15 protein-coding genes and 1 pseudogene are annotated in these 24,749 nt (G+C 69.1%); 8 read left to right on the forward strand and 8 right to left on the reverse strand.

Annotated features, from left to right (window positions below; translation table 11 throughout):
- Window positions 1-79: 79 nt before the first annotated feature.
- Both GGR66_RS02750 and GGR66_RS02755 read right to left on the reverse strand, forming a co-directional pair.
- Window positions 80-430, reverse strand: coding sequence for a DUF5713 family protein (locus GGR66_RS02750; RefSeq protein ID WP_184447116.1), 351 nt, complete (start codon window positions 428-430; stop codon window positions 80-82).
- Between the two features lie 95 nt (window positions 431-525).
- On the reverse strand, window positions 526-1,164 hold the full coding sequence (locus GGR66_RS02755) for a response regulator transcription factor (protein ID WP_048490880.1): 639 nt from the start codon (window positions 1,162-1,164) through the stop codon (window positions 526-528).
- Window positions 1,165-1,467: 303 nt separating this feature from the next.
- Here GGR66_RS02755 and GGR66_RS02760 point away from each other — a divergent pair, with 303 nt between their 5' ends.
- Window positions 1,468-4,602 carry a ligand-binding sensor domain-containing diguanylate cyclase gene (locus tag GGR66_RS02760; RefSeq protein ID WP_184447117.1) on the forward strand — a complete coding sequence of 1,045 codons (3,135 nt, stop codon included), beginning with the start codon at window positions 1,468-1,470 and terminating at the stop codon, window positions 4,600-4,602.
- A gap of 283 nt (window positions 4,603-4,885) precedes the next feature.
- Here the strand turns inward: GGR66_RS02760 and GGR66_RS02765 are convergent, their stop codons facing one another.
- From GGR66_RS02765 to GGR66_RS02775, 3 genes are read right to left on the reverse strand one after another with little or no spacing between them, the layout of a single operon-like run.
- Entirely contained in the window at window positions 4,886-5,968 is a 1,083-nt protein-coding gene (locus GGR66_RS02765; RefSeq protein ID WP_184447118.1) for an ABC transporter substrate-binding protein, read from the reverse strand.
- Entirely contained in the window at window positions 5,965-7,353 is a 1,389-nt protein-coding gene (locus GGR66_RS02770; protein ID WP_184447119.1) for a sensor histidine kinase, read from the reverse strand. Before GGR66_RS02770 ends, GGR66_RS02765 begins: the two co-directional genes overlap by 4 nt.
- Window positions 7,346-8,050 (reverse strand): response regulator transcription factor, encoded by a 705-nt coding sequence (locus GGR66_RS02775; protein ID WP_160965246.1) that lies wholly within the window; start codon window positions 8,048-8,050, stop codon window positions 7,346-7,348. The genes GGR66_RS02770 and GGR66_RS02775 overlap by 8 nt, the downstream gene beginning before the upstream one ends.
- Before the next feature lie 245 nt (window positions 8,051-8,295).
- Here GGR66_RS02775 and GGR66_RS02780 point away from each other — a divergent pair, with 245 nt between their 5' ends.
- From GGR66_RS02780 to GGR66_RS02795, 4 genes are all read left to right on the forward strand, one after another.
- The gene (locus GGR66_RS02780; protein ID WP_184447120.1) at window positions 8,296-9,486 is read left to right on the forward strand and encodes a porin; all 1,191 of its coding nucleotides are present in this window, start codon (window positions 8,296-8,298) and stop codon (window positions 9,484-9,486) included.
- 138 nt (window positions 9,487-9,624) lie between these two features.
- Complete coding sequence (locus GGR66_RS02785) at window positions 9,625-10,950, forward strand: CitMHS family transporter (RefSeq protein ID WP_160965242.1); 1,326 nt, start codon at window positions 9,625-9,627, stop codon at window positions 10,948-10,950.
- A gap of 125 nt (window positions 10,951-11,075) precedes the next feature.
- A complete protein-coding gene (gene phbB, locus GGR66_RS02790) occupies window positions 11,076-11,816 on the forward strand; it encodes an acetoacetyl-CoA reductase (RefSeq protein WP_010344527.1) in 741 nt (246 codons plus the stop codon).
- Window positions 11,817-12,154: 338 nt separating this feature from the next.
- Window positions 12,155-13,186 carry a LacI family DNA-binding transcriptional regulator gene (locus GGR66_RS02795; RefSeq protein ID WP_184447121.1) on the forward strand — a complete coding sequence of 344 codons (1,032 nt, stop codon included), beginning with the start codon at window positions 12,155-12,157 and terminating at the stop codon, window positions 13,184-13,186.
- A gap of 125 nt (window positions 13,187-13,311) precedes the next feature.
- Here the strand turns inward: GGR66_RS02795 and GGR66_RS02800 are convergent, their stop codons facing one another.
- Window positions 13,312-14,637: an MFS transporter gene (locus tag GGR66_RS02800; protein ID WP_167088041.1), complete on the reverse strand. Its 1,326-nt coding sequence runs from the start codon at window positions 14,635-14,637 to the stop codon at window positions 13,312-13,314.
- A gap of 299 nt (window positions 14,638-14,936) precedes the next feature.
- On the opposite strand from GGR66_RS02800, the gene GGR66_RS02805 reads away from it, so the two are divergent.
- Together GGR66_RS02805 and GGR66_RS02810 are read left to right on the forward strand one after the other, a co-directional pair.
- Window positions 14,937-17,393, forward strand: a complete 2,457-nt coding sequence (locus GGR66_RS02805) for a TonB-dependent receptor (protein WP_160971055.1) — start codon at window positions 14,937-14,939, stop codon at window positions 17,391-17,393.
- Window positions 17,394-17,441: 48 nt separating this feature from the next.
- Window positions 17,442-19,361, forward strand: coding sequence for an alpha-amylase family glycosyl hydrolase (locus tag GGR66_RS02810; RefSeq protein ID WP_184447122.1), 1,920 nt, complete (start codon window positions 17,442-17,444; stop codon window positions 19,359-19,361).
- A 148-nt stretch (window positions 19,362-19,509) separates the two neighbouring features.
- Here GGR66_RS02810 and GGR66_RS21095 read toward each other — a convergent pair.
- Window positions 19,510-19,635 (reverse strand): annotated as a pseudogene (locus tag GGR66_RS21095) (IS5/IS1182 family transposase); the annotation flags it as partial.
- 153 nt (window positions 19,636-19,788) lie between these two features.
- Window positions 19,789-20,850 (reverse strand): helix-turn-helix domain-containing protein, encoded by a 1,062-nt coding sequence (locus GGR66_RS02815; protein WP_184447123.1) that lies wholly within the window; start codon window positions 20,848-20,850, stop codon window positions 19,789-19,791.
- A gap of 440 nt (window positions 20,851-21,290) precedes the next feature.
- On the opposite strand from GGR66_RS02815, the gene GGR66_RS02820 reads away from it, so the two are divergent.
- Window positions 21,291-24,650, forward strand: a complete 3,360-nt coding sequence (locus tag GGR66_RS02820) for a filamentous hemagglutinin N-terminal domain-containing protein (protein WP_184447124.1) — start codon at window positions 21,291-21,293, stop codon at window positions 24,648-24,650.
- The last annotated feature ends 99 nt before the right edge of the window (window positions 24,651-24,749 follow it).

Here is a 24,749-nt window from a genome sequence, read left to right on the forward strand (position 1 = left end):
AATGAGGCAGCACTGGCCGCCGCACCCTCATCCGCCCCTGCGGGGCACCTTCTCCCGAAGGGAGAAGGAAAAGCCGATTTCACCACTCGCGCGGAGCGATCAGTTCTTCGACGTCGGCGTCGGCAAAGCCATAGGCCCTGGCGATGTGCAGGAAATCCACGCCGATGTTCGCGCTTGCAGCGGTCTCGATCTCGCTGTCGTGGGCCTCGAACTCCAGCGCCAGCTTGTTGAACTCCTCGGTGGCGGCATGGGTCAGCCGGTATAGCGCCGGCAGGTCCGCCGGTGCCTGCGCCTCGATCGCCTCGCACAACCGCAGCAGGATCTTCTGCCCCTTGCCGACCAGCGACGGGGGAAAGTAGTCGTCGTCCAGCATCTCCTGCAGGAACGGATAGTAGGCGGTCTGCTCGTTGCGGATGGTCGTGGTGGGCATGGTCCGGTGGTCTCCGCCCGCAGGGGGCGCGGGCATCGGCGCATAGCATCGCGTATCCGGGCGCCGCGGAAAACGCCCCCCGCCGGCGCCCCGGTTCAGGCTTCGCCTTCCGGCTCCAGCGCCTTCACCAGGACCGCCGCCTGGGTGCGGCTGTGGCATTCGAGCTTCTTCAGGATCGCGGTCACGTGGACCTTGACGGTGTTCTCGGCCAGGCCCAGCTCATAGGCGATCTGCTTGTTGAGCAGGCCGTCGGCCAGGCACAGCAGCACGCGGAACTGCTGCGGGGTCAGTTGCGCCAGGCGCGCGGCCAGTTGCGCGTCGGCCTCCGAACGCGCCGCGGTCAGCGGCGGGAACCAGGTGCCGCCGTCGAGCACCGCCGCCACCGCGATGCCGATGGTCTCGGCCGGCGAGGACTTGGGAATGAACCCGGCCGCGCCGAACTGCTGCGCGCGGCGGATCACCCGCGGGTGGTCGTTGGAGGAGATCACCACCACCGGCACGTCCGGGCGCTCGCCGCGCACGTGCAGCAGGGCCGAGAATCCGCGGGCACCGGGCATGGCCAGGTCCAGCAGGATCAGGTCGGCATCGGCCTGCGCGGCCAGTGCGGCGTCCAGGGTCGCGGCGCTGGCCGCCTCCACCACCAGGGCGCGCGGCAAGGCCTGGCGCAGCGCGTGCAGCACGGCGGCGCGGAACAGCGGGTGGTCGTCGGCGACCAGGATCGTCGGGGCATCCATGGGCGTGAGGCGGCTGGCAGGACGCCGCGAGGCGTCGTCGGGTGGGCGCGGACAGCGCGCAGGACATGCAGTGTACGTGCGGCGCGGTTGGATGCCGAGCGTGCGCGCGCCGGGCCGCGTCGGTGGCGCGGCGATTGGCGGGCCAGCCTCGGCGTGCCGGTTGTCGCTGGCGGCACGTGCCACGTGGCGGAGCTCGGCATGCTCCGCACGGAACAACGCGCCGCGCCTTACCTGCCGCAGCCAGCGACGAGGCACCGCCCGCCGTGCATTCAAGGCCGGCCCCACCATGGCCGATAACACGGCGTGACCGTCTCGCTCTCCAACTTGCTGGACCGCCTGCCGCTGGCCGCGTCCTGCCTCATCCTGTGCCTGGTGCTGACCCCGGCTGCGTCCGCGGCCGCGACGGTCGACGACACCGACCTGCCCAGCAGCCTGGAACACTTCGGCCTGGACGACGGCTTGTCGCAACTGTCGATCAACGCCCTGCAGAGCGACGACCAGGGCTTCCTGTGGGTGGGTACGCAGGAAGGCCTGAACCGCTTCGACGGGCATCTGTTCCGCGCCTACCGGCACGAACTCGGCAACGACAGCCGGCAAAGCCTGCTCAGCAGCAGCATCGACAGCATCGGCTTCGAGCCGCGCGGCACCCGCCTGTGGCTGGGCACCAACGATGCCGGCCTGGAAGTGATCGAGCTGGCCACCTGGCAACACCACCGCCTTGGCGCGAAGCAGGGGCTGTCGCACAACCGCATCACCCAGATCCTGATCGATCCGCAGGGCGGCGCGTGGCTAGGCACCGAACGCGGGGCGGACCGTGTCGACGCCGACCTGCAGCGGGCACGGCCGCTGGGCGCCGATGCGCCGGTGGTAGGCCTGACCTGGATGCCGGACGGCAAGCAGCCGGTGGCGCTGGACCGGCAATGCCGGCTGTGGCGGCTGGGCCGCGAGGCGCGCGAGGAACTGCCGGCGCCGCGCGGCATCGACGAATGCGTGGGCCTGCAATCCGGGCCGGAAGGGCTGTGGCTGGCCTCGGCGCGGGGCGGACTGTTCCAGCTCGATGCGCATGGCGCGGTGCTGGCGCACTGGACGCCGGCGCAACTGCTGACCGGCGGCAGCGACCTCAGCGCGCTGATCCGGCTGCACGATGGCCGCGTGCTGATCGGCACCACCAACGCCACGGTGACGCAACTGGACAGCGCGCGGCATGTGCCGCAGCAGCTGAGTTTCGACATGCCGCCGAACAGCGCCATCATCCGCTTCTACCAGGCGCCCGACGGCACCTGGTGGATCGGCACCTACACCGGCGGCCTGTACCGGGTACGGCCGCTGTCGGCGGTGATCCGCAACGACGAAGAGCGCGTCAGCGACATCCACGCCTGGCCCAGCAGCAGCGTGCGCAGCATCTGGCGCGACGGCGAGCGCATGCTGATCGGCACCGACCAGGGCCTGTTGCTGCGCGACGGCAGCCACACCGCCTGGCATGTGGTGCCGGGACTGGCCAGCCAGGCGATCCGCAGCATCGCCGCCGACCGCGACGGCTGGTGGCTGGGCACGCGCCAGGGGCTGTGGCATCTGGACCGGGGCGGCGCACTGCGGCGCCTGGGCGGGCTGGCCGACGAGCACATCAACGACCTGATGCTGGAAGGCTACACGCTGTGGGTGGCCACCCGCCGCGGCCTGACCCGCGTGGTCGGCGGACGCGTGCACGACGATCCGCGCTGGGCGCCACTGAACGGACACACCCTGACCCGGATCTACCGCGACAGCGAGGACACGCTGTGGATCGGCTGCAACGACTGCGGCCTGTGGCGCATGCGCAGCGACCGTCCCGTCGAGCCGTACCGCCCGCGTGGCAGCCCGCTCTACGCCTCGGTGTGGTCGCTGTACGAACGCGATGGCGTGCTGTGGGTGGGCACCTTCTCCGGCGGCCTTTTCCGGGTCGACCTCAAGCGCGACGTGGCACTGCGCTACAGCGACCGCGAGGGACTCAGCAGCAACGTGATCTACACCATCCTGCCGGACCCGCAGGGACGGCTGTGGCTGAGCACCAACAACGGCCTGAGCGTGCTCGATCCGCGCACCCGCATCGTGCAGAGCCTGGGCCGCCGCGACGGCCTGCAGAACCAGGAATACAACAGCGGCCGCGGCTATCGCGACGCGCGCGGCCTGCTGTACTTCGGCGGCACCCAGGGCGTCGACGTGATCGACCCCACGCGCCTGCCGCTGCGCAGCCCGCAGGCACGCGCGGTGCTCACCGACCTGCGCATCCTCAATGCCGGCGAGGACCGCAACGGCGGCGAGAACCAGGCCGAGAGCGACGTGGTCTACGCGCAGCGCATCGTCCTGGACCACCGCGACAACGTGTTCACCATCGGCATGACCGCGATCGACTTCGCCGCCCCGGGCACCGCGCGCCTGCGTTATCGCGTGGACGGGCTGCAGAAGGGCTGGGTGTACCCGCAGACCGCGCACAGCGACTTTTCGGTCAGCCACCTGCCGCCGGACCGCTACACGCTGGTGGTGGAAGCGGCCGGCCGCGACGGCCAGTTCGGCGCCGCGCGACGGCTGCAGATCGAGGTGCTGCCGCCGCCGTGGCGGCACCCGCTGGCCTACGCCGGTTACGTGGTGCTGTGCCTGGCACTGCTCGGCCTGGCGTTGCAGCGGGTGCGGCGTACGGTCAGTCGCGAGCGCGACATGGTGGAACTGCTGAACCTGACCGTGGCCGAGCGCACCCGCCAGCTCGAGCGCGCCAACCAGCAACTGCTGCAGAGCAATGCGCGGCTGCAGGCGGCCACGCGCCTGGATCCACTGACCCAGGTCGCCAACCGCCGCGAACTGCAGGACTGGCTGGCACGCGAATGCCCGGCCCTGCTGGCCGCGCTGGACGCGGGCAGCAGCGCCGATGCGCTGTACTTCTTCATGATCGACGTGGACAACTTCAAGCGCATCAACGACGACTACGGCCACCAGGCCGGCGACGCCGCGCTGGTGCACTGCGCCGACCGCCTGCGCGGGCTGTGCGGCGAGCGCGACCTGCTGGTGCGCTGGGGCGGCGAGGAGTTCCTGCTGGTCACGCGCCTGCCGCGCGAGGACGCCGCCAGCGACCTGGCCGAACGCTTGCGCGCGGCGGTGGCGACACAGGGCTTCGTCCTCGCCGAGCGCGAACTGACGCTGACCTGCTCGATCGGCTTCGCGCCCTGGCCGTTCGTCGCCGCGTGGCCGGCGCTGGGCGACTGGGAACAGAGCGTGGGCCTGGCCGACCGCTGCCTCTACGCCGCCAAGGGCGCCGGCAAGGACGCCTGGGTCGGGCTCGCACCCGGCGCAGCACCGGACCGGCCGCGCCTGCACGCGCTGCTGGCCGGCGGCGCGCCGGAGGAACTGGGCGACAGCGTGCGCGTGCTGTGTTCGCCCGGGCGCCAGCCACGCTTCGCACGCTGAGCGCAGGCGCCCTAGGGCGTGTCACCCCTCCCCGAGCATGCCGCGCCGCGGTTGCGCGTGCCTGTGGCAAGGAAGAGCGAGGAAGTGGACGTGCGTCCACGCCCGAGCGATGACGCGGCCACGGGCGCGCGCAACCGCGGCCCTTCGGGTTGGGTCTGGCAGGCGCGCTACCGGCGCCGCGCGGCTTGAACTGACGGCCAGTCAGGCGCTGCGCCACGCAACGCCGGCAGCGCGCCTGCCAGACCCAACGCGGCATGCTCGGGGAGGGGTGACACGCCCTAGCTCAGTGCGGCGGCGCCTGCTGCATGCTGCTGCGCCAGGCGTCCAGGAACTGGCGCCGCTTCAGCGCGTCCAGGTACACCAGCAGCCCCGGCCCCAGCGCGATCGGGCGAAACGCCGCGGCGGCGGCCGGCCCACCCTGCGCCGCCACGCCCGGCTGCGGCAGGATCGGCTGCAGCCGCGCCTCGCGCGACAGCACCTGCTGCCCGCGCGGGGACAGCAGGTAATCCAGGAAGCGGCGCGCCTCGGCCGCATGCGGACTGTCGCGCGGGATCACCGCGGTGCGCAGCGCGACCAGGGTGTAGTCCTCCGGCTGCACGATCGCCAGCGGCGCGCCGGCATCGATGCGCGCCTGCGCGTACGAGCCCAGCACGTTGTAGGCCAGCAGCAGCTCGCCGCGCGCGACCTTGTCCAGCAGCACGCCGGTACGCTCCTCCAGCACCACCTGGTTGTCGCCCATCGCCGCCAGCAGCGCCCCGGCCATGCTGCCAAGCTGGCTGTCCTGGGTCGCGAACAGGTAGCCCACGCCGCTGCGCTCCACGTCGTAGGTGCCGATGCGCCCGCGCAGCGGCAGGCCGGGCGCGCGCAGCAGTTCCAGCAACCGGCGGCGGGTGCGCGGCACCTGCGCGGCCGGCAACCGCGCGGTGTTGTAGACGATCGCCACCGGCTCGTAGCTGATGCCGAACACTTCGTGCCGCCACTGCGCCCACGCCGGCAGCGCCTCGGTCTGCGGCGAGCGGTGCGCCAGCGCGTGACCGTCGTTCACCAGCTTGGTCTGCAGGTCCATGCTGGCGCTGATCAGCAGATCGGCGCAGCGCGGGCCCGGTCCTGGATGCAGATAGCGCTGGTAGATGTCCCAGGCGATCGCGTCCTGGTACACCACCTCGGTGTGCGGATGCAGGCGCTGGTAGTCGCCGATCACCGCGGCGAACACCTCGATGTCGGTCGAGCCCTGGATGCACAGTTGCGCGGTGGCGGCGCCCTGCGCCGGGAAGCGGCGCACGTCGCCGGGCGCAGCCAGGGCGCTGCCGGCGAACAGCACGGTCAGCAGCAGTAGCAGACGGCGCAGCAGCGCGGGCAGGGTCATGGATGCAGCCTCGGCAGGTGCAGGCTGGCGATCAGGCCGCCGCCCACGCGATTGGACAGGTCGATGCGCCCGCCATGGGCCTCGACCACGCGCTTGACGATCGCCAGGCCCAGTCCGGCGCCGCCGGCGGCCGCGCCCTCGCCGCGCACGAAGCGCTCGAACACGCGCTCGGCCTCGGCGGCGGCGATGCCCGGGCCGTGGTCGGCCACGGTCACCACGCAATCGCGCGCGTTGCAGGTCAGCGCCACCTGCAGCGCGCCATCGCCGCCGTACTTGCAGGCGTTGTCGATCAGGTTCTTGATCGCCTCGCGCAACAGCAGCGCATCGCCGCGCACCAGTGCCGGTTCGCTGGCGATGGCCAACTGCACGCGCGGCCGCGGCGCCGCTTGCGGCAGGGCATCGTGCAACGCCTGGTGCAGCACCTCGGCCAGGTCGACGCTGGCGTAGCGTTGCAGGTTCGAACGGTGGATCACGCTGGCGTCGCTGAGCAACTGGTTGAGCAGGCGGCTCATGTGCGTGGCATTGCGCTCGATCGCCTCCAGGCTGCGGCGCATCTCGTGCGGGTCGTCCTCGTCCAGCGCCAGTTGCGCCTGCGCGCGCAGCGCCGCCAGCGGCGTGCGCATCTGGTGCGCGGCCTCGGCCATGAACGCACGCAAGGTCTCGTTGCTGCCGGCCAGGCGCGCCATGAAGCGGTTCAGCGCCGCCACCATCTGCTGCATCTCCTGCGGCGCGGTCGCGGCCACCGGCTTGAGCTCGGACGGTTCGCGCCGCGACAGCTCGCGCTCCAGCGTGCGCAGCGGCCGCAGCGCGCGCGACACGCCCAGCCACACCAGCGCCAAGGCCAGCAGCGACAACAGCGCGATCGCCACCAGCGCGTGCAGCACCACGTCCTGCGCCAGCGCCTCGCGTGCGCGGCGGGTCTGCCCCACCTGCACCCACACCTGGTCCTGCGCCGCCGCCGAGGATACGCGCCGCGACACCACCGCAAAGCGCACCGGTTCGCCGCTGTAGACCGCGTCGAACAAGCGCGGCGGTGCGCTGGCGCGCGGCAGCGACGGCGCCGCCGGCAGGTCGTCGTAGCCGGTGATGGTGCGCCCGCGCGCATCGAACACGCGGTAGAACACCCGGTCCTCCGGCGCCATCGCCAACAGGTCCAGCGCCGCATACGGCAGGTCCACCTGCCACTGGCCGCCGGCCAGCGCCACCGAATCGACGATGGACAGCGCCGAGGACACCAGCAGGTGGTCGTAGGAGCGGTTGGCGGCACGCTGGCCGTAGTCGCGCGCGACGAAGAACAGCGCCACCGCGCCGAGCAGCGACAGCGCGCCCAGGTAGCGCAGCAGGGTGCGCCGGATCGATGGCGGCGGCGGCGCGGCCTCAGCCATCGGCGTCCGCTGCCGCCGGATCCGGCGGCGTCGCGGCCGCCTCCAGCTTGTAGCCGACGCCGCGCACGGTGACGATGCGCAACGGCGCGTCGACCAGCTTCTTGCGCAAGCGCCCGACGTACAGCTCGATCGCGTTCGGCCCGGCCTCGTCGTCGAAGCCGAACAGGCCGTTGCCGATCTCGTCCTTGCCCACCACCTGGCCGAGCCGGCCGATCAGGATCTCCAGCAGGCGGTACTCGCGGTTGGGCAACTCGATCGGCGTGCCGTCCAGGCTGACGCTGTGCGCGGCGTTGTCGAAGGCGAAGCCGCCGAGCTGCACCACTTCGCTGGCCTGGCCGCGATTGCGCCGCAGCAACACCCGGCAGCGCGCCTCGAACTCGCGGAAGTCGAACGGCTTGCCCAGGTAATCGTCGGCGCCCACGTCCAGCGCCTGCACGCGATCCTCGATCCCATCGCGCGCGGTCAGCATCAGCACCGGCGTGGTATCGCCACGCTCGCGCAGGCCGGCCAGCACGCGCAACCCGTCCAGCCCCGGCAGGCCGATGTCCAGCACCACCAGATCGAAGCGCTGGTAGCGCAACACCCCGGCCGCACTCAAGCCGTCGCGCTGCCAATCCACCGCATGCCCGCTGCGGCGCATGCGCCGCACGATCGCATCGGCGAGATCGGCGTTGTCTTCTACCAGGAGCAGGCGCATGGGTCGGGGATTGGGGATTCGGGATTGGGGATTCGCAAGAGCGGCTCCGTGCGCGGATGCTAACGCGCCTGCGCCCGGGCAGACAGCGCGCAGAGCGCTTTTACCAATCCCGAATCCCCAATCCCCAATCCCGGCCCCACCGACAGGTCGATGACAGCTATGCCCGACTAGGCTGCGTCCATGCCGGTCCGCGGCGCTTGCTGGCGGGCCGATCCAATCGTTGCGACACGCACCTGGGAGGGGACGTGGAACTGAAGACTCTGACATTGGGCAGCGCCTGCGCGTTGCTGTGCCTGGCCGGATCGGCGCGCGCCGCCACCGACGACGATGGCCCGGTGACCGCCGAGTTCGGCGGCCGCCTGCACTGGGATTTCGCCCACTTCGACAACGACCATCGCGGCACGCCCAACCCCGACGACACCGAGATCCGCCGCCTGTGGCTGGACGTGTCCGGCAAGTTCTTCGGGTTCGGCTACAAGGTCGAGGGCGATTTCGCCGGGTTGCAGGACGACTTCAACGGCAAGGGCATCGAGGCCAAGGACGTGTACATCACCCGCACGTTCGGCGCCGGCATGCTGACCGTGGGCCAGTTCAAGCAGTACTTCTCCCTCGACGACCGCACCGGTTCCAACTTCGGCCAGTTCCTGGAGCGCAGCGGCGCGGGCAGCACGCTGGCGCCGCTGTACCGCAAGGCGGTGTCGTGGCAGGCCGCGGGCACCGATACCACCTGGGCGGCCAGCGTCTACAGCCTGCAGAGCATCGATGTCTCCAACGTCCGCGGCCATGCGTTCGGAGGCCGCGGCACCTGGGCGCCAGGCGCGCGCGACGGCGACGTGCTGCACTTGGGCCTGTCGCTGGCGCACGAGCACTACGACCACCCGGGCGCCGGCGGCGCACCGGCGCTGAGCATCCGCCCGCGCCCGGCCGGCCACCTGTCCGACGACAGCCGCGTCACCCTGGCACGCTTCGCCGACGGCCGCGACACCGACGTGGACAAGTGGTCGCTGGAGTACGCACAGGTGCGCGGGCCACTGTCGTGGCAGGGCGAATTCAGCGGCGGGGTGTTCGACGACGGCGCGCAGCGCGCCGACGTGATGTCCGCCTACGGCTTCGTCAGCTGGTTCGCCACCGGCGAGTCGCGCCGCTACGACCGCAAGACCGGCCGCTTCACCCGCATCAAGCAGGTCAACCACAAGTACGGCGCCTTCGAACTGGCGCTTCGCTACGACCGCATGTGGGGCGAGCAGCACCGCGACGGGCAACCGGACCTGCTCGACGCCTCCACCGCATCGTGGACGCTGGCCGGCAACTGGTACCTCAAGCCGAATCTGCGGCTGATGCTCAACCTGATCGACAGCCGCAACCGCGATCACCTGGCTGGCGTGACGCTGGACCACACGCGGGCGATCACCGGGCGCTTCCAATATGACTTCTGAGAGCCGGGATTGGGGATTGGGGATTCGGGATTCGAGATTCGCAACGGCGGCATCTTGCGATGTGACGTTTGGTCGGCCTCTTTTCTGATCCCTGATGTGGGGTCCACTTTCTTTCATGCACCACCCTGAGGAACTTCCATGCTGACCGCGCTCGGTTTCGGAATGGTCATTACCTTCATGTACCTGATCATGAGCAAGCGGCTGTCGCCGCTGGTCGCGCTGATCATCGTGCCGATCGTGTTCGCGCTAGCCGGCGGCTTCGGCACCGGCATCAACGAGATGATGCTGGAGGGGATCAAGAAGATCGCGCCCACCGGCGTCATGCTGATGTTCGCGATCCTGTACTTCGGGGTGATGATCGACGCCGGCCTGTTCGATCCGCTGGTGCGGCGCATCCTGCGCCTGGTCAAGGGCGACCCGATGAAGATCGTGGTCGGCACCGCGGTGCTGGCGCTGCTGATCTCGCTCGACGGCGACGGCTCCACCACCTACATGATCACCGTCTCGGCGATGCTGCCGCTGTATCGGCGGCTGGGCATGAACGCGCTGAACATGACCTGCGTGACCATTCTCGCCGGTGGCGTGATGAACCTGACGCCGTGGGGCGGCCCGACCGCGCGCGCCGCCACCGCCCTGCACGTGGACCCGGCCGACGTGTTCGTGCCGCTGGTGCCGGCGATGGCGCTGGCGATCGTCGGCATCCTGCTGCTGGCCTGGTACCTGGGCCTGAAAGAGCGGCGCCGGCTCGGCGTGGTGACGCTGCCGGGCGATGCCTGGATGGACGGCAGCGTGGCCGACGACGGCGAGGCCCTGCCCACCGTGGAGGACGCCGAGGACATCAAGCGGCCGCGGCTGCTGTGGGTGAACCTGGTGCTGACCCTGGCGCTGATGGCGGCGCTGGTGATCGGCGTGCTGCCGATGCCGGTGCTGTTCATGATCGGCTTTGCGCTGGCGCTGCTGATCAACTACCCGAACCTGGCCGAGCAACGCCGGCGCCTGGTCAACCATGCCGGCAACGTGCTGTCGGTGGTGTCGCTGATCTTCGCCGCCGGCGTGTTCACCGGCATTCTGTCCAACACCGGCATGGTCGAGGCGATGTCGCGCAGCTTCCTGGCGGTGATCCCCGACGCCTGGGGCCCGTACCTGGCGGTGATCACCGCGCTGGCGAGCATGCCCTTCACCTTCTTCATGTCCAACGACGCCTTCTACTTCGGCGTGCTGCCGATCCTGTCCGAAGCCGCCAGCCACTACGGCATCACCCCGGTGGAAATGGCCCGCGCCTCGCTGGCCGGGCAGCCGGTGCACCTGCTCAGCCCGCTGGTGCCGTCCACCTACCTGCTGGTCGGCCTGGCCAAGGTCGACTTCGCCGACCACCAACGCTTCACCCTGAAGTGGGCGGTGCTGATTTCGTTGGTGTTGATGGGCGGCGGGTTGTTGTTCGGCCTGTTCCCGCTGGCCAAGTGAGCGCCGCCCGGGATTGGGGATTAGGCATTCGGGATGCCTAGAAGCCACTGCCCACGCACTCATCCAATCCCCAATCCCCAATCCCCAATCCCCAATCCCGAATCCCAACTCCGAAGGAGTTCACCGTGACCCTCAGAATCGCCTACGTCACCAGCGGCATGGGCAGCATCGGCACCGCGATCTGCCAGAAGCTGGCGCGCAACGGCCATACCGTGGTCGCCGGCTGCGGGCCGGACTCGCCACGCAAGTCGGCGTGGCTGCGCGAGCAGCGCGAGCTCGGTTTCGACTTCATCGCCTCCGAGGGCAATGCCACCGACTGGGATTCCACGGTGGCCGCGTTCGCCAAGGTCAAGGCCGAGGTCGGCGAGATCGACGTGCTGGTCAACAACGCCGGCGGTAGCCGCGACATGCTGTTCCGGCAGATGGGGCGCGAGGATTGGCAGGCGGTGATCGCCAGCAACCTGCATGCGCTGTTCAACATCACCAAGCAGGTGGTGGACGGCATGACCGCGCGCGGCTGGGGCCGCATCGTCAACATCGGCGCGGTCAGCGCGCAGAAGGGCCAGATCGGGCAGATCAACTACGCCACCGCCAAGGCGGCGATGCAGGGCTTCAGCCGCGCGCTGGCGCAGGAAGTAGCCTCGCGCGGTGTCACCGTCAACACCGTCTCGCCCGGCTACATCGCCAGCGCAGCGATCAGCGGCTTCCCGCCGGACGTGCTCGATCGCCTGGCCAGCTCGGTGCCACTGCGCCGGCTCGGCAAGCCCGAGGAAGTGGCCGCGCTGTGCGCCTGGCTAGCCTCTGACGAGGCCGCCTACGTCACCGGTGCCGACTACGCGGTCAACGGCGGCCTGCACATGGCCTAGGGCGTGTCATCAATTCCCGAGTATGCCGCGTTGGGTCTGGCAGGCGCGCGGCCGGCGTTGCGTGGCGCAGCGCCTGACTGGCCGTCAAGTCAAGCCGCGCGGCGCCGGCCGCGCGCCTGCCAGGCCCAACCCGAAGGGCCGCGATTGCGCGCGCCCATGGCCGCGTCATCGCTCGGGCGTGGACGGACGTCCACGTCCTCGCTCTTCCTTGCCACAGGCGCGCGCAATCGCGGCGCGGCATGCTCGGGAATTGATGACACGCCCTAGCCATGCGCAGCGCCGCGACGCGCGCCTGGCATACACTGACGGTTCCGTTTCGTCCGTCGCGCCCGCTCCGCATGTCCGACAAACCCGAACCCGGCGCGCCCGCCGCGCGCCTGCAGATGGCCGACATCGCGCGCATGGCCGGCGTGTCCGAATCCACGGTGTCGCGCGCGCTGGCCGACAATCCGGTGGTCGCCGAACGCACCCGCGCCTACATCAAGCAGCTTGCGCGCGATGCCGGCTATCGGGTCGACCCGGTCGCGCGCAGCCTGCGCTCGCGCCGCTCCAACATCGTCTGCGTGGCGGTGCCGCTGATGCACGCGCACGAGCAGCCGCTGTCGGACCCGTTCATGATGACCATGCTGGCGCTGCTCGCCGACGCGTTGACCGCGCGCGGCTACAGCATGCTGTTGTCCAAGCTGGACCAGCACCAGGACCACTGGGTCGAGGACCTGGCGCAGAGCAGCCGCGCCGACGGCGTCATCATGCTCGGCCAGAGCCACGAGCACGCCTCGCTCGACGCCGCCGCGCGCGGCGGCCTGCCGATGCTGGTGTGGGGCAGCCGCATCGACGGCCAGGCCTATGCCAGCGTGGGCAGCGACAACCTGCGCGGCGGCGAACTGGCCACCGCGCACCTGATCGAGCACGGCCGCCGACGCATCGCCTTCCTCGGCGACGAACAGCTACCGGAAGTGACACCGCGCTTCGCCGGCTACCGGCGCATGCTCGACGCGCACGGCCTGGCGTTCGACCCGCGGCTGCATGCGCGCAGCCATTTCCTCAGCGAGGACGCCTATCGCCTGACCCGGGCGATGCTGAAGAAGACCGACCCGCCGGATGCGGTCTTCGCCGCCTCCGACGTGATCGCGCTGGGCGCGATTCGCGCCCTGATCGAAGCAGGCCACCGGGTGCCGCAGGACATCGCCCTGGTCGGCTTCGACGACATCCCCCTGGCCGCCTACAGCCAGCCGCCACTGACCACCGTGCGCCAGGATCTGGCACACGCCGCTACCCTGCTGGTGGACGGCGTGCTGAACCTGATCGGCGGCACGCCAGTGGAATCGGTGGAGTTGCCGGTGAGTCTGGTGGTGCGGGAGTCTGCGTGAGGGGCCGGGATTGGGCAGTCGGGATTGGGGATTCGTAAAAGCGGGACTTGCGCGCTGAGGGTGTCCTGGCTGAACCGGCTTTTTCCAATCCCGACTCCCGACGCGCGAATCCCGGCTCCACCGCTTTACGAATCCCGAATCCCCACTCCCGAATCCCGCCCCCTCACCAACCCCATCGCCACCGCCGCCGCCAGCATCAGCGCGCCGGCCAGGCGAATCACATTGCGCGGGTCGCCGTGCAGCAGGCTGTCGTAGTACAGCGGCAGGGTCACGATCTGGATCAGCATCGGCAGCACGATGAACAGGTTGAACAGGCCCATGTACACGCCGGTGCGTTCGGGTGGGATGCTGTTGGCCAGCATCAGGTAGGGATTGCCCATCATGCTGGCCCAGGCCAGGCCGATGCCGATCATCGGCAGCAGCAATAGCCAGCGGTCGTGGATCGACGGCAGCAGGCACATGCCGAGGCCGGCGGCGACCAGGCACACGGCGTGGGTGGCCTTGGGGCCGAACCGGCGCGCCACCGGCACCATCGCGAACGCGGCCAGGAACGCGACGAAGTTGTAGAAGCCACCGATCTGCCCGTTGACCAGGCCGGCCTCGCGGAAGCCATGCGAATCGGCCGCGGTGGTGCCGAACAGGGTGGTCGACAGCGACAGCACGATGTACTGCCAGTAGCAGAACATCGCATACCACTGGAACAGCATCACCGGCGCCATCTGCCGCATCGTCGGCGGCATCTGCCGCACCGCGTCGACGATCTCGCGCAACGTCGCCAGCGGCCCGACCGCGGCGCTGCGCAAGCGCTGCAGTTGCGCCGGCGGCAGCACCGGCTCGCGCACGCTGCGCGCGGTGAGCAGGATCGACGCGGCGGAGAAACCCGCACCGATCGCGAACGCGGCGATGGTGACGTAGGGAATGTGGTGGGCGTTGGCCGCGTCCTGGTTCATGCCCAGCCACACCAGGAGCGGCGGGGTGACGTAGGCCAGGGTCTGGCCAAGGCCGGTGAACGCGCTCTGGGTCAGGTAGCCCAGCGGCCGTTGCGGTGGCGCCAGCACGTCGCTGACCAGCGCACGGTACGGCTCCATCGCCACGTTGTTGGCCGCATCCAGCATCCATAGCAGGGCCACCGCCATCCACAGCGCCACGCTGAAGGGCATGGTCAGCAGGCACAGGCTGCAGACCAACGCGCCCACCACCATGTACGGCATGCGCCGGCCCCAGCGGGTCACGGTGCGGTCGCTGAGCACGCCGACCACCGGCTGCAGCACCAACCCGGTGATCGGGCCGGCCAGCCACAGATACGGCAGGTTGGCGTGGTCGGCGCCCAGGTAGTTGTAGATCGGGCTCATGTTGCTCTGCTGCAGCCCGAAGCTGTACTGCACGCCGAAGAAACCGGCGTTGAGCGCCAGCACGCGCGAGAGCGGAAGCAGGGGACGATCGGAACGCATGAGCATCGGCATCGGCCTGAAGGGGTCGGACACGCGGGAGGCGTGCCGCGGCGGCGGAGCGGAGTGTCGCTGCGCCTGCAATCGTTTGTAACGCTGCGTTGCACCATGCAAAATGCAACCTAATCCCGTTTGAAAGAGAGCGAACGGTACGGCGACCGGCTTTGCTGCACTGCAAGTTGCAATCGTTTGCAGGCAGCCGTATCTGTAGCCCGCCGCACCCACCGTTCGCGCCGTGTCCTGCCCGTTTGCGGCATTGGCGCGCCGCCGCCAACTGCACCCTCGCTTCGGGAGAGACAGCGATGCACCACCCTTCGATCCGCTTGCAGACCCTGGCCCTGGCCGTCGCCACGGCGCTGTCCGCCCCGGCCGCGCTCGCGCAACAGGCCACCCCCGCTGCCGACGCCCCGGCGGCGCAGAACGACGTGGTCAGCCTGGACTCGGTGTTCGTCACCGGCACCGCCACGCCCAAGAGCAAGCTCAAATCCAGCGTCTCGGTCAGCACCGTCGGCGCCGAGGCGATCGAACAGTCGGCGCCGCGCAGCACCGCGGAGATCTTCCGCAACATCCCCGGCATCCGTTCCGAGTCCAGCGGCGGCGAAGGCAACGCCAACATCGCCGTGCGCGGCCTGCCGGTCGCCTCCGGCGGCGCCAAGTTCCTGCAGTTGCAGGAAGACGGCCTGCCGGTGCTGGAGTTCGGCGACATCGCCTTCGGCAACGCCGACATCTTCCTGCGCGCCGATTACAGCCTGGAGCGCATCGAGGCGATCCGCGGTGGCTCGGCCTCCACCTTCGCCAGCAACTCGCCCGGCGGCATCATCAATTTCATCAGCAAGACCGGCGAGACCGCCGGCGGCAGCGTCGGCCTCACCCGCGGCCTGGGCGGCTACGACAACACGCGCCTGGACTTCGACTACGGCGCACCGTTCGCCGAGCACTGGCAGTTCAACGTCGGTGGCTTCTATCGCCGTGGCGACGGCATCCGCGATGCCGGCTACACCACCGACAAGGGCGGCCAACTCAAGGCCAATCTGACCCGGCTGTTCGACAACGGCTACGTGCGCGTCTACGCCAAGTACCTCAACGACCGTGCCGCCGGCTACCTGCCGGTGCCGACCCGGGTCAGCGGCCGCGACGGCGCACCGCACTTCGGCAGCATCGACGGCTTCGATCCGGGCACCGACACGCTGTACAGCCCGTACTTCCGCAGCAGCGCCACCCTCGATGGCGGCAACAAGCCCTCGCGGGTGGAACTGGGCGACGGCATGCACCCGCTGTCGCGTGCGTTCGGCGCCGAGGCGCAGTTCGACGTCGGTGGCGGCTGGACCCTGACCGACAAGTTCCGCATCGCCGACACCTCCGGCCGCTTCGTCTCGCCGTTCCCGGCGCAGGTCGCCGATGCCGGCGCGCTGGCGGCGAGCATCGGCGGCGCCGGCGCCGGCCTGCGCTACGTCGACGGGCCGAACGCCGGCCAGGCCTACACCGGCCTGGCGCTGCGCACGCACCTGTTCAACGTGCACCTCAACGACCTGGGCAACGCGGTCAACGATGTCAGCCTGGCCCGCGACTTCGGCAGCGGCGACGGCGGCAACCTCAACCTCAAGGCCGGCTGGTACACCTCGCGGCAGACCATCGACGTGGACTGGACCTGGAACTCCTACGTGCAGTCGCTGGCGCATCGCCCGCGGCTGCTGGACGTGGTCGCCGCAGACGGCAGCCTGCGCTCGCAGGACGGTCTGTACGCCTACGGCGTGCCGTACTGGGGACTGGACAATACCCGCCACTACGACGTGCGCTACGACATCAACGCACCGTATCTGGCGCTGAGCTGGGACCAGGGCCCGCTGAGCGTGGACGGCAGCCTGCGCTACGACATGGGCCGCGCCCGCGGCAACACCGCCGGCGGCGTGCTGGCCAGCAATGTCGACGTGAATGGTGACGGCGTGATCGAGGCGCCGGAGCAAAGCGTGGCCACCATCGACTACGGAAACCGCAAGCCGGTGCGCTACGACTGGAACTACCTGTCGTACTCGTTCGGCGGCAACTACATGTTCAACGACGATCTGGCGGCCTTCGCGCGCTACAGCCGCGGCGCTCGCGCCAACGCCGACCGCCTGCTGTTCGGCGTGGTCCGCGACGACGGCTCGGTGCCCTCCAACGAAGCGGTGAACGTGGTCAAACAGCTCGAAGGCGGCCTGAAGTGGCGCAGCGGCGGGCTGAGCCTGTTCGCCACCGCCTTCGCCGCGCGCACGCAGGAGCAGAACTACGAAGCCACCACCCAGCGCTTCTTCGACCGCACCTACAAGGCGCACGGCCTGGAGCTGGAAGCCGCGTACCGCGCCGGTGGTTTCAACCTCAACGGTGGCCTGACCTGGACCGATGCCACCATCGACAAGGACCAGATCACCCCGGCCAACGCCGGCAATACCCCACGGCGGCAGGCACGCTTCGTCTGGCAGCTGACGCCCAGCTACCGCGGCGAGCGCTACCAGGTCGGGGTCAACGCGATCGGCACCAGTTCGGCCTACACCCAGGACAGCAATCAGTTGAAGATGCCCGGCTACACCCAGGTCAACCTGTTCGCCGATTACCGCATCACCGATGCGCTGACCGTCTCGCTCAACGTCAACAACCTGTTCGATACCTTCGGCCTGACTGAAGCCGAGGAGGCATCCATCGCCGATGCGTCCTCCGGCGTGATCCGCGCGCGCTCGATCCCGGGCCGCACCTCCAGCCTCAGCCTGCGCTACGACTTCTGACGAGGACCGCACATCCGCGCCCCGCCCGGGGCGCGGCCAAGCCCCCCCATGACCGCACCCGCTCCTTCCGCACTGTCCGCGCTCGCCCACACCCTCTGGCAGGCGCATCTGCCTCCGGACGCCGCCGCCGTGCTGCTGCCGCGCCTGCAGCGCCACGGCGAACGCCTGCTGGCCCCATTGCACGCGCTGTACGGCACGCATCCGGCGTTCGCGCAGTGGCTGCCGCAGTGGCTGACGCAATTGGCGGCTATCGCCAATGCGCGGCCGCCGGCGCTGCGCCAGCTCGATGCCGAGCGCGCGCCCGACTGGTTCGCCACCCCGGCGATGCTCGGCTACAGCGCCTATGTGGACCGCTTCGCCGGCACCTTGAACGGCGTCGGCGAACGCGTGCCCTACCTGCAGGAACTGGGCGTGCGCTACCTGCACCTGCTGCCGTTCCTGCGCGCGCGCGCCGGCGACAACGACGGCGGCTTTGCGGTCAGCGACTACGGCCAGGTCGAGCCGCAGCTCGGCGACACCGACGACCTGGCGGCGCTGACCGCGCGGCTGCGCGCAGCGGGGATCAGCCTGTGCGCCGACTTCGTGCTCAACCACACCGCCGACGACCACCCCTGGGCGCTGGCGGCCAAGCGCGGCGATGGGCGGTTCCTGGACTATTACCACCACCTCCCGGACCGCGACGCGGTGGATGCCTACGAGCGCACCCTGGGCCAGGTGTTCCCGCACACCGCGCCGGGCAACTTCACCTGGGTGGAGGAGGCCGGCGCGTGGCTGTGGACCACGTTCTACCCCTACCAGTGGGATCTGGACTGGAGCAATCCGGCAGTGTTCGGCGAGATGGCGCTGGCGCTACTGCACCTGTCCAACCTGGGCGTGGAGGTGTTCCGCCTGGATTCCACCGCCTATCTGTGGAAGCGCCCGGGCACCGACTGCATGAACCAGCCGGAAGCGCACACGATCCTGCAGGCGCTGCGCGCGCTTACCGACATCCTGGCCCCGGCGGTGCTGCTGAAGGCCGAGGCGATCGTGCCGATGGCGCAGTTACCGCCCTACTTCGGCGACGGCGCCGCGCGCGGCCACGAATGCCACCTGGCCTACCACAGCACGCTGATGGCGGCCGGCTGGGTGGCGCTGGCCGAGCAGCGCGGCGACATCGTGCAGGCAGCGATCGCGCAGACGCCGGCGCTACCGCCGGCCTGCGGCTGGCTCAGCTACGTACGCTGCCATGACGATATCGGCTGGAACGTCCTGCAGCGCGAAGCCGCCGGCGGCGATGGCGTGGCGCCGTTCGCGCTGGCGCGCATCGCCCAGTTCTACGCTGGCCGCACGCCGGACAGCTATGCGCGCGGCGAAGCCTTCCAGAGCAGCGGCGATGGCGTGCACGGCAGCAACGGCATGAGCGCGGCGCTGACCGGTATCGCCGCGGCGCTGGCCGCCGACGACGCCGACGCGCTGGAACTGGGTGTGCGCCGCCTGCTGCTGCTGTACGCCGTGGCGCTGGCGATGCCGGGCATGCCGCTGCTGTACATGGGCGACGAATTGGCCCTGGGCAACGACGAGACCTACCGCGACGATCCGCTGCGCCGCCACGAAGGCCGCTGGCTGCATCGCCCAGCCATGGACTGGGAGCGTGCTGCTCGACGCCACGACACCGCCAGCCTGCCCGGCCAGGTCTACACCCGCCTGCGCCACCTGATCACCGCGCGCGCCGCTACTGCGACACTGGCTGCCGATCAGCCGCTGCGCGCGGTGCCGCTTGGCGATCCCGCCCTGCTCGGCCTGGCCCGCGGCGAGGACTTCGTGGCGGTCTACAACTTCAGCGCCCACCCGATCGTGGTGGATGTCGCCGCGGCGCTGGGCACTAGAGACTGGCAGACCATCGCCGACGGCGGCAGCGATCCGGCAGGGCTGGCGAACTGGAACGGCACCCTGCCCGCCTACGGCCTGCGCTGGTGGCGGCTCGGCTGAGCGGACGCGGGACGCGACGCCGGCAAGGCGCCGCTGCCGCGCAACCGCGATACGGCTGGATCGCATGGCGTCGGGGATGACGTCCCTCCCACAACCGCGCAGCCGCATCCTCGCGCGCACCGGTGGTACTGCATTGTGGGAACGGCCAACAAAGCCGTTCAGCGAAATGCAAGCAGATGACCGCGCAAGCCGCCAGTTTGGGCAATGTCAGGTGGGTGTCGAGCGACCGTTCGAACCGAATGCGTAGCGTGCCCAACCCTGCGAACCCGGCATGGAAGCCGTTGAAGGCGGTACGGTCATCGAGCCGTGGCGCCGCCCCTTGGGCGAGAACTTCGGCCAGCACCAATGGCTCGGGTTCTTGCCAGAGCGTCTGGTCGATCAGGGCGCTCTTCAGCCTTGCGCAGACAACAGTGTCGGTCCTTGCCATTCACGACGTGATGGAAGCGACGGACTGCTGGCCTGATGCCCGGCTCTCGCGCGCCTTGGCCAAGGCGCGGAAGTCCCGGGGCGGCATGTCATACGCGCGGCGGAACGCGTGGTTGAAATCCGCCGCACTCCTGAATCCCAGGCCGTAAGCGATCTCCACGACCGGCACCTTCGGGAATCGAATGAGTTCGTCCGCGGCCTCGCGCAACCGGCGATTGCGGATGTAGGTGGCCAGGCCGCCTTCATGCTCGAACAGGCGATACAGCGCGGCGCGGGACAGCCGCGATGCATCGACGATGCTCTCCAGCGAGAGTTCGGGCTCGTGCAAGTGGTGCTCGACATGCCGCCGCACCCTGCCGAACACCGCCGCGCGGACCGCGGCGCGCGCGTCGCCACTCAGGCCGCACTGTTTGGCGAAGGCCCCGACGATCAGGTGCGCGCATGTGGCCATCATCGCGCTGGCTTCAGCCCCGCTCATGGTATCGATGCTGCTGGAAAGCGCCTCCAGCTCGCCGAGAAACATGCGCGCGTGCGGCGATGCGGAGTCGATCACGCGGCCATGCAGCGATTCCGCATCGGGCAGCATCGATTCCACCAGTGCGCGCGGCAGGAACAAGGCCATGACCTGGCTTCTGTACTCCCGCTCCATGCGCATCGACTGGCCCATGTCCAGCGCCAGGATGCCCGGCCGGGATTGCAGCGCCTTGCGCCGCGGATACAGGCCGGTTGTAGTTTCGACGCAGCCGCCCACCCGTAGCACGTGAAAAATATAATCGCGCATGGTGTCGGTGGAAATTTGTGGCGCCGTGCGGGTCTGCGTGATCGGGTCGGTGCAGGCGTGGAGAAACCTCATGCCATCGACCCGGTAATGGTCGAGCGTGGCGCGAAACCCGGCAGCCACCTGTGCGTGCGACACCGCTATATCGAGAAAAGAGGAGGTTTGATCACGCCACGCCACCAGTTGTTGCGTTCGTGCGACGTCGCGTGTGCTGAAGTGCTGGCGGATCGGCGGCGCGCGAACGCTTGCCTCGACCTCGACATGGCTTGTGCTGTTGCTGGTCATCCCGGGCCCCGTCCGCGCGCGCTCAGGCTACAGGACGCGCGCCCGCTTTTATACCCGCATCGTGACAGGCGGTAACACCCTCCTACGCTGGCCCTGAGGCTTGCTGGCGCATCAACGCGCTACCGCCTGCCGTCTTGCCCACGAAAACAACGCGCTCCCCCATGTCGCCATTCCCGGGAAGGCGCGCGCTGCTTTAGAACAGCGAAGCGGGTAATCGCCCCACCAAAGCGAACCGCTGCTCCGCTGTGGCCTTGCCGTCGCAAGCGATTGCTCGTCACCCAACGCCGTCATTCCCGCAACCTCCCCTTCCCAACTGAGACAGCAGATCAAGTCGACTGTGACTTCACACGCAAAATTCCCAGCTAACCACCCCGCTCATCCGAGCCTGTCCAAGAGAGGCTTGCTCCGGGGAAATCCGCGTTGCACCACAGGGGAATCGCGTGAATCATATCTACAGGCTGGTCTGGAGTCAGGTCCGTCGCACCTGGCTGGTCGTTTCCGAACTCGCCCGCGGTCGCGGCAAGCCCGGGCGTACCTCGACATCGCACCGTACGCGCCCGGCCTGGTGGGCTGCGCTCCCCCTGAGCCTGCCGATGCTGGCCTTCGCTACCGCGCCAGCCGGCGTGACGGCGATGGATGCAGCCCATCCGGCGGCGGCCATCGTCGCCACCCATCCGACGGTCGTCGCCTCGGCGGCCTCCTCGGCCCATCCCACCGGCGGTCAGGTCACCGCCGGCAGCGGCCGTATCGACTACGGCGATCACCTCACCACCATCCAGCAGAACAGCCAGAACCTGTCGCTGAACTGGCTGAGCTTCGACATCGGCACGCAGGACACGGTCAATTTCCTGCAGCCGAACGCGCAGTCCATCGCCGTCAACCGCATCGCCGCCCCCAACGGCAGCGTGATCCTCGGCCACCTGAACGCGAACGGCCAGGTGTTCCTGATCAACCCCAACGGTGTGCTGTTTGGACAAGGCGCGCAGGTCAACGCGGGCGGCCTGGTCGCCAGCACGCTCGACGTCGGCGACAGCCAGCTGGGTCGCGGCACGTTGCATTTTGCCGGCGCAAGCGTCGGCAGCGTGACCAACCTCGGCACGCTCACCACGGCACCCGGCGGCTACGTGGCCCTGCTCGGCCACGCGGTGTCCAATCAGGGCGCCATCCACGCGCCTGCCGGCAGCGTGGCGCTGGCCGGCGGCAGCGCGGTCACCTTGAGTTTCGACGGCAGCCACCTGCTCGACATGCAGATCGACGCCAGCACCTTGAACGCGCTGGCCGAGAACAAACAACTGCTCGTCGCCGACGGCGGCCAGGTGCTGATGAGCGCCGGCGCGAAGGATTCATTGCTGGCCAGCGTGGTCAACAACAGCGGCACGATCCAGGCGCGGACGGTCGAAAACCGCGCCGGCAGGATTGTGCTGCTCGGCGGCATGGAAACAGGCACCACGCAGGTGGACGGCACGCTGGACGCCAGCGCGCCGAACGGCGGCGACGGCGGCTTTGTCGAAACCTCGGCGGCGCATGTGCAGGTGGCCGACGGCGTAAAGATCACCACCCTGGCCGCCATGGGCAACGCCGGCACCTGGCTGATCGATCCGCACGATTTCACCATCGCCTTCAGCGGTGGCGACATGAGAGGCGGCACCTTGAGCAGCCAGCTTGGTGCTGGCAACGTCACCATTCAGTCCAGCCAAGGCGCCAACTCCAGCGGCAGCGGCGATATCCAGGTCAATGATGTAGTGAACTGGGGCGCCAACACGCTCACGCTCACCGCCGCCCACGATATCGATATCAATGCCGTGATGACGGCCAGCGGCAGCGCCGGCCTCGCGCTGAACCAGAGCACCAGCAACGGCGGCGATACGGCGATTGGCGGCGGCACCGTGAATGTCAACATGGTCAATACCACGCTGGGCCAGAGCGGCCGGGTGGATTTCACCGGCGGCAGCAACACGCTAAACATCAGCGGCCAGTCGTACACCATCATCACGACGTTGGGTGCCCCCGGCAGCACCTCCAGAACGGACCTGCAAGGCATCAACGGCGCCCTTGCCTGTGCTTGCTATTTCGCGCTGGGTGCCAATATCGACGCCAGCGCCACGGCCAACTGGGGGGATTCCACCTTCGGCTCTGCCATCGGCTCAGGATTCGTTCCGATCGGCCACAGCTTCAACGCCACCGATTTCAAGATGTTCACCGGTACCTTCGACGGCCTCGGCCACACCATCAGCGGCCTCACCATCAACCGGCCCGGCTCCAGCAACGTCGGCCTGTTCGGTTACACCTACACCACAACGAAGATCCGTAACATCGGCCTGCTTGGCGTGTCGATCGCCGGGCTAAGCAGCGTAGGCGGCCTGGTCGGGTACAACTACGGCACGATCAGCCAGGCCTACGCCATCGGTGCGATCAGCGGCAATCGCGGCGGTTCCGACGTCAGCTTCGGCGGCGGTGCCAACATCGGCGGCCTGGTCGGATACAACGACAGCAGCGGCCGGATCAGCCAAGTCTATGCCAGCGGTGCAGTCAGCGGCGTGGCCACGGTCGGTGGCCTGATCGGGTACAACAACCACGCCCCGATCAACCAAGCCTATGCGACCGGTACGGTCAACAGCAGCGGCGGTGAGGTCGGCGGTCTGATCGGGATCAACGACGGCGGGCCGATCGGCCAAGCCTATGCGACCGGTACGGTCAGTGGCAGCAACGACGTCGGCGGTCTGGTCGGATACAACATCAGCGGCGCGATCAACCAGGCCTATGCGACCGGTGCGGTCAGTGGCAGCAACTATGTCGGCGGCTTGGTCGGGAACAATGTCTCCGGCACCACGATCAGCCAGGTCTATGCCACTGGTGCGGTCAGCGGCACCGGCAGCAACGTCGGCGGTCTCGTCGGGTTCAACAATGCCGGCACGATCACCAGCAGCTACTGGGACACGGAAACCACCGGTCAGTCCACCAGCAGCGGCGGTACCGGCCTGACGAGCAAGGCACTGATCGCAGCGCTGCCCGGAGGTTTCACGACCGCCAGGTGGGGCAACGTCGGCAACCAGACCACGCCATACCTGCTGGGCATGTCCGGCAATCAGGTCTTCAATACCAACGACCTGCCCACCGGCACCGTGACGCCCAGCAACCGGCCCAACCTCTACACCGTCATCCTGGATCTGAATCAGTTGCAGGCCGTGAACACCGGCCTCGCCGGCCGTTATGTACTGGGCAACGACATCGACGCCAACGCCTCGAGCGGATGGGTGGGCGTTGAGTTAGACGCCCGAGGCCGCCCCATCTTCGCCTACAACGGCTTCAAGCCGATTGGCGTCTCAGGCACACCGTTCACCGGCGTCTTAGACGGCCTTGGTCGCACCATCAACAACCTGACCATCAATTGGCCAAACACCGATTACATCGGCCTGTTCGGCGTCACCGGCAACGGCAGCGCGATCCGCAATCTCGGTCTGTTCGGCGGGTCGGTGACAGGCCAGAATGACGTCGGCGGCCTGGTCGGAGGCAACGGCGGCACGCTCACCAACGCCTATGCCACGGGGGCGGTCAGCGGCGGCAACACCGTCGGTGGCTTGGTTGGCTCCAACGGAACGAGCGGCACGATCACCAACACCTATGCCACCGGGGTGGTCAGCGGCGCCAACCACAACTATGTCGGGGGTCTGGTCGGAAGCAACCTTGGCGCGATCGCGAACGCCTACGCCACCGGGATGGTCAGCGGCGGCAACGCCGTAGGTGGCTTGGTTGGCTCCAACGAAACGGGCGGCACGATCACCAACACCTATGCCACCTGAGCGGCCAGCGGCGGTGTTTTCAACAACCATGTCGGTGGTCTGGTCGGTCTCTACCGCGGAGGCACCATCATCGGCAGTTACTGGGACACGGAAACCACA

This window comes from Xanthomonas sp. 3498 (genome assembly GCF_014199795.1).
Lineage (GTDB): Bacteria > Pseudomonadota > Gammaproteobacteria > Xanthomonadales > Xanthomonadaceae > Xanthomonas_A > Xanthomonas_A rydalmerensis.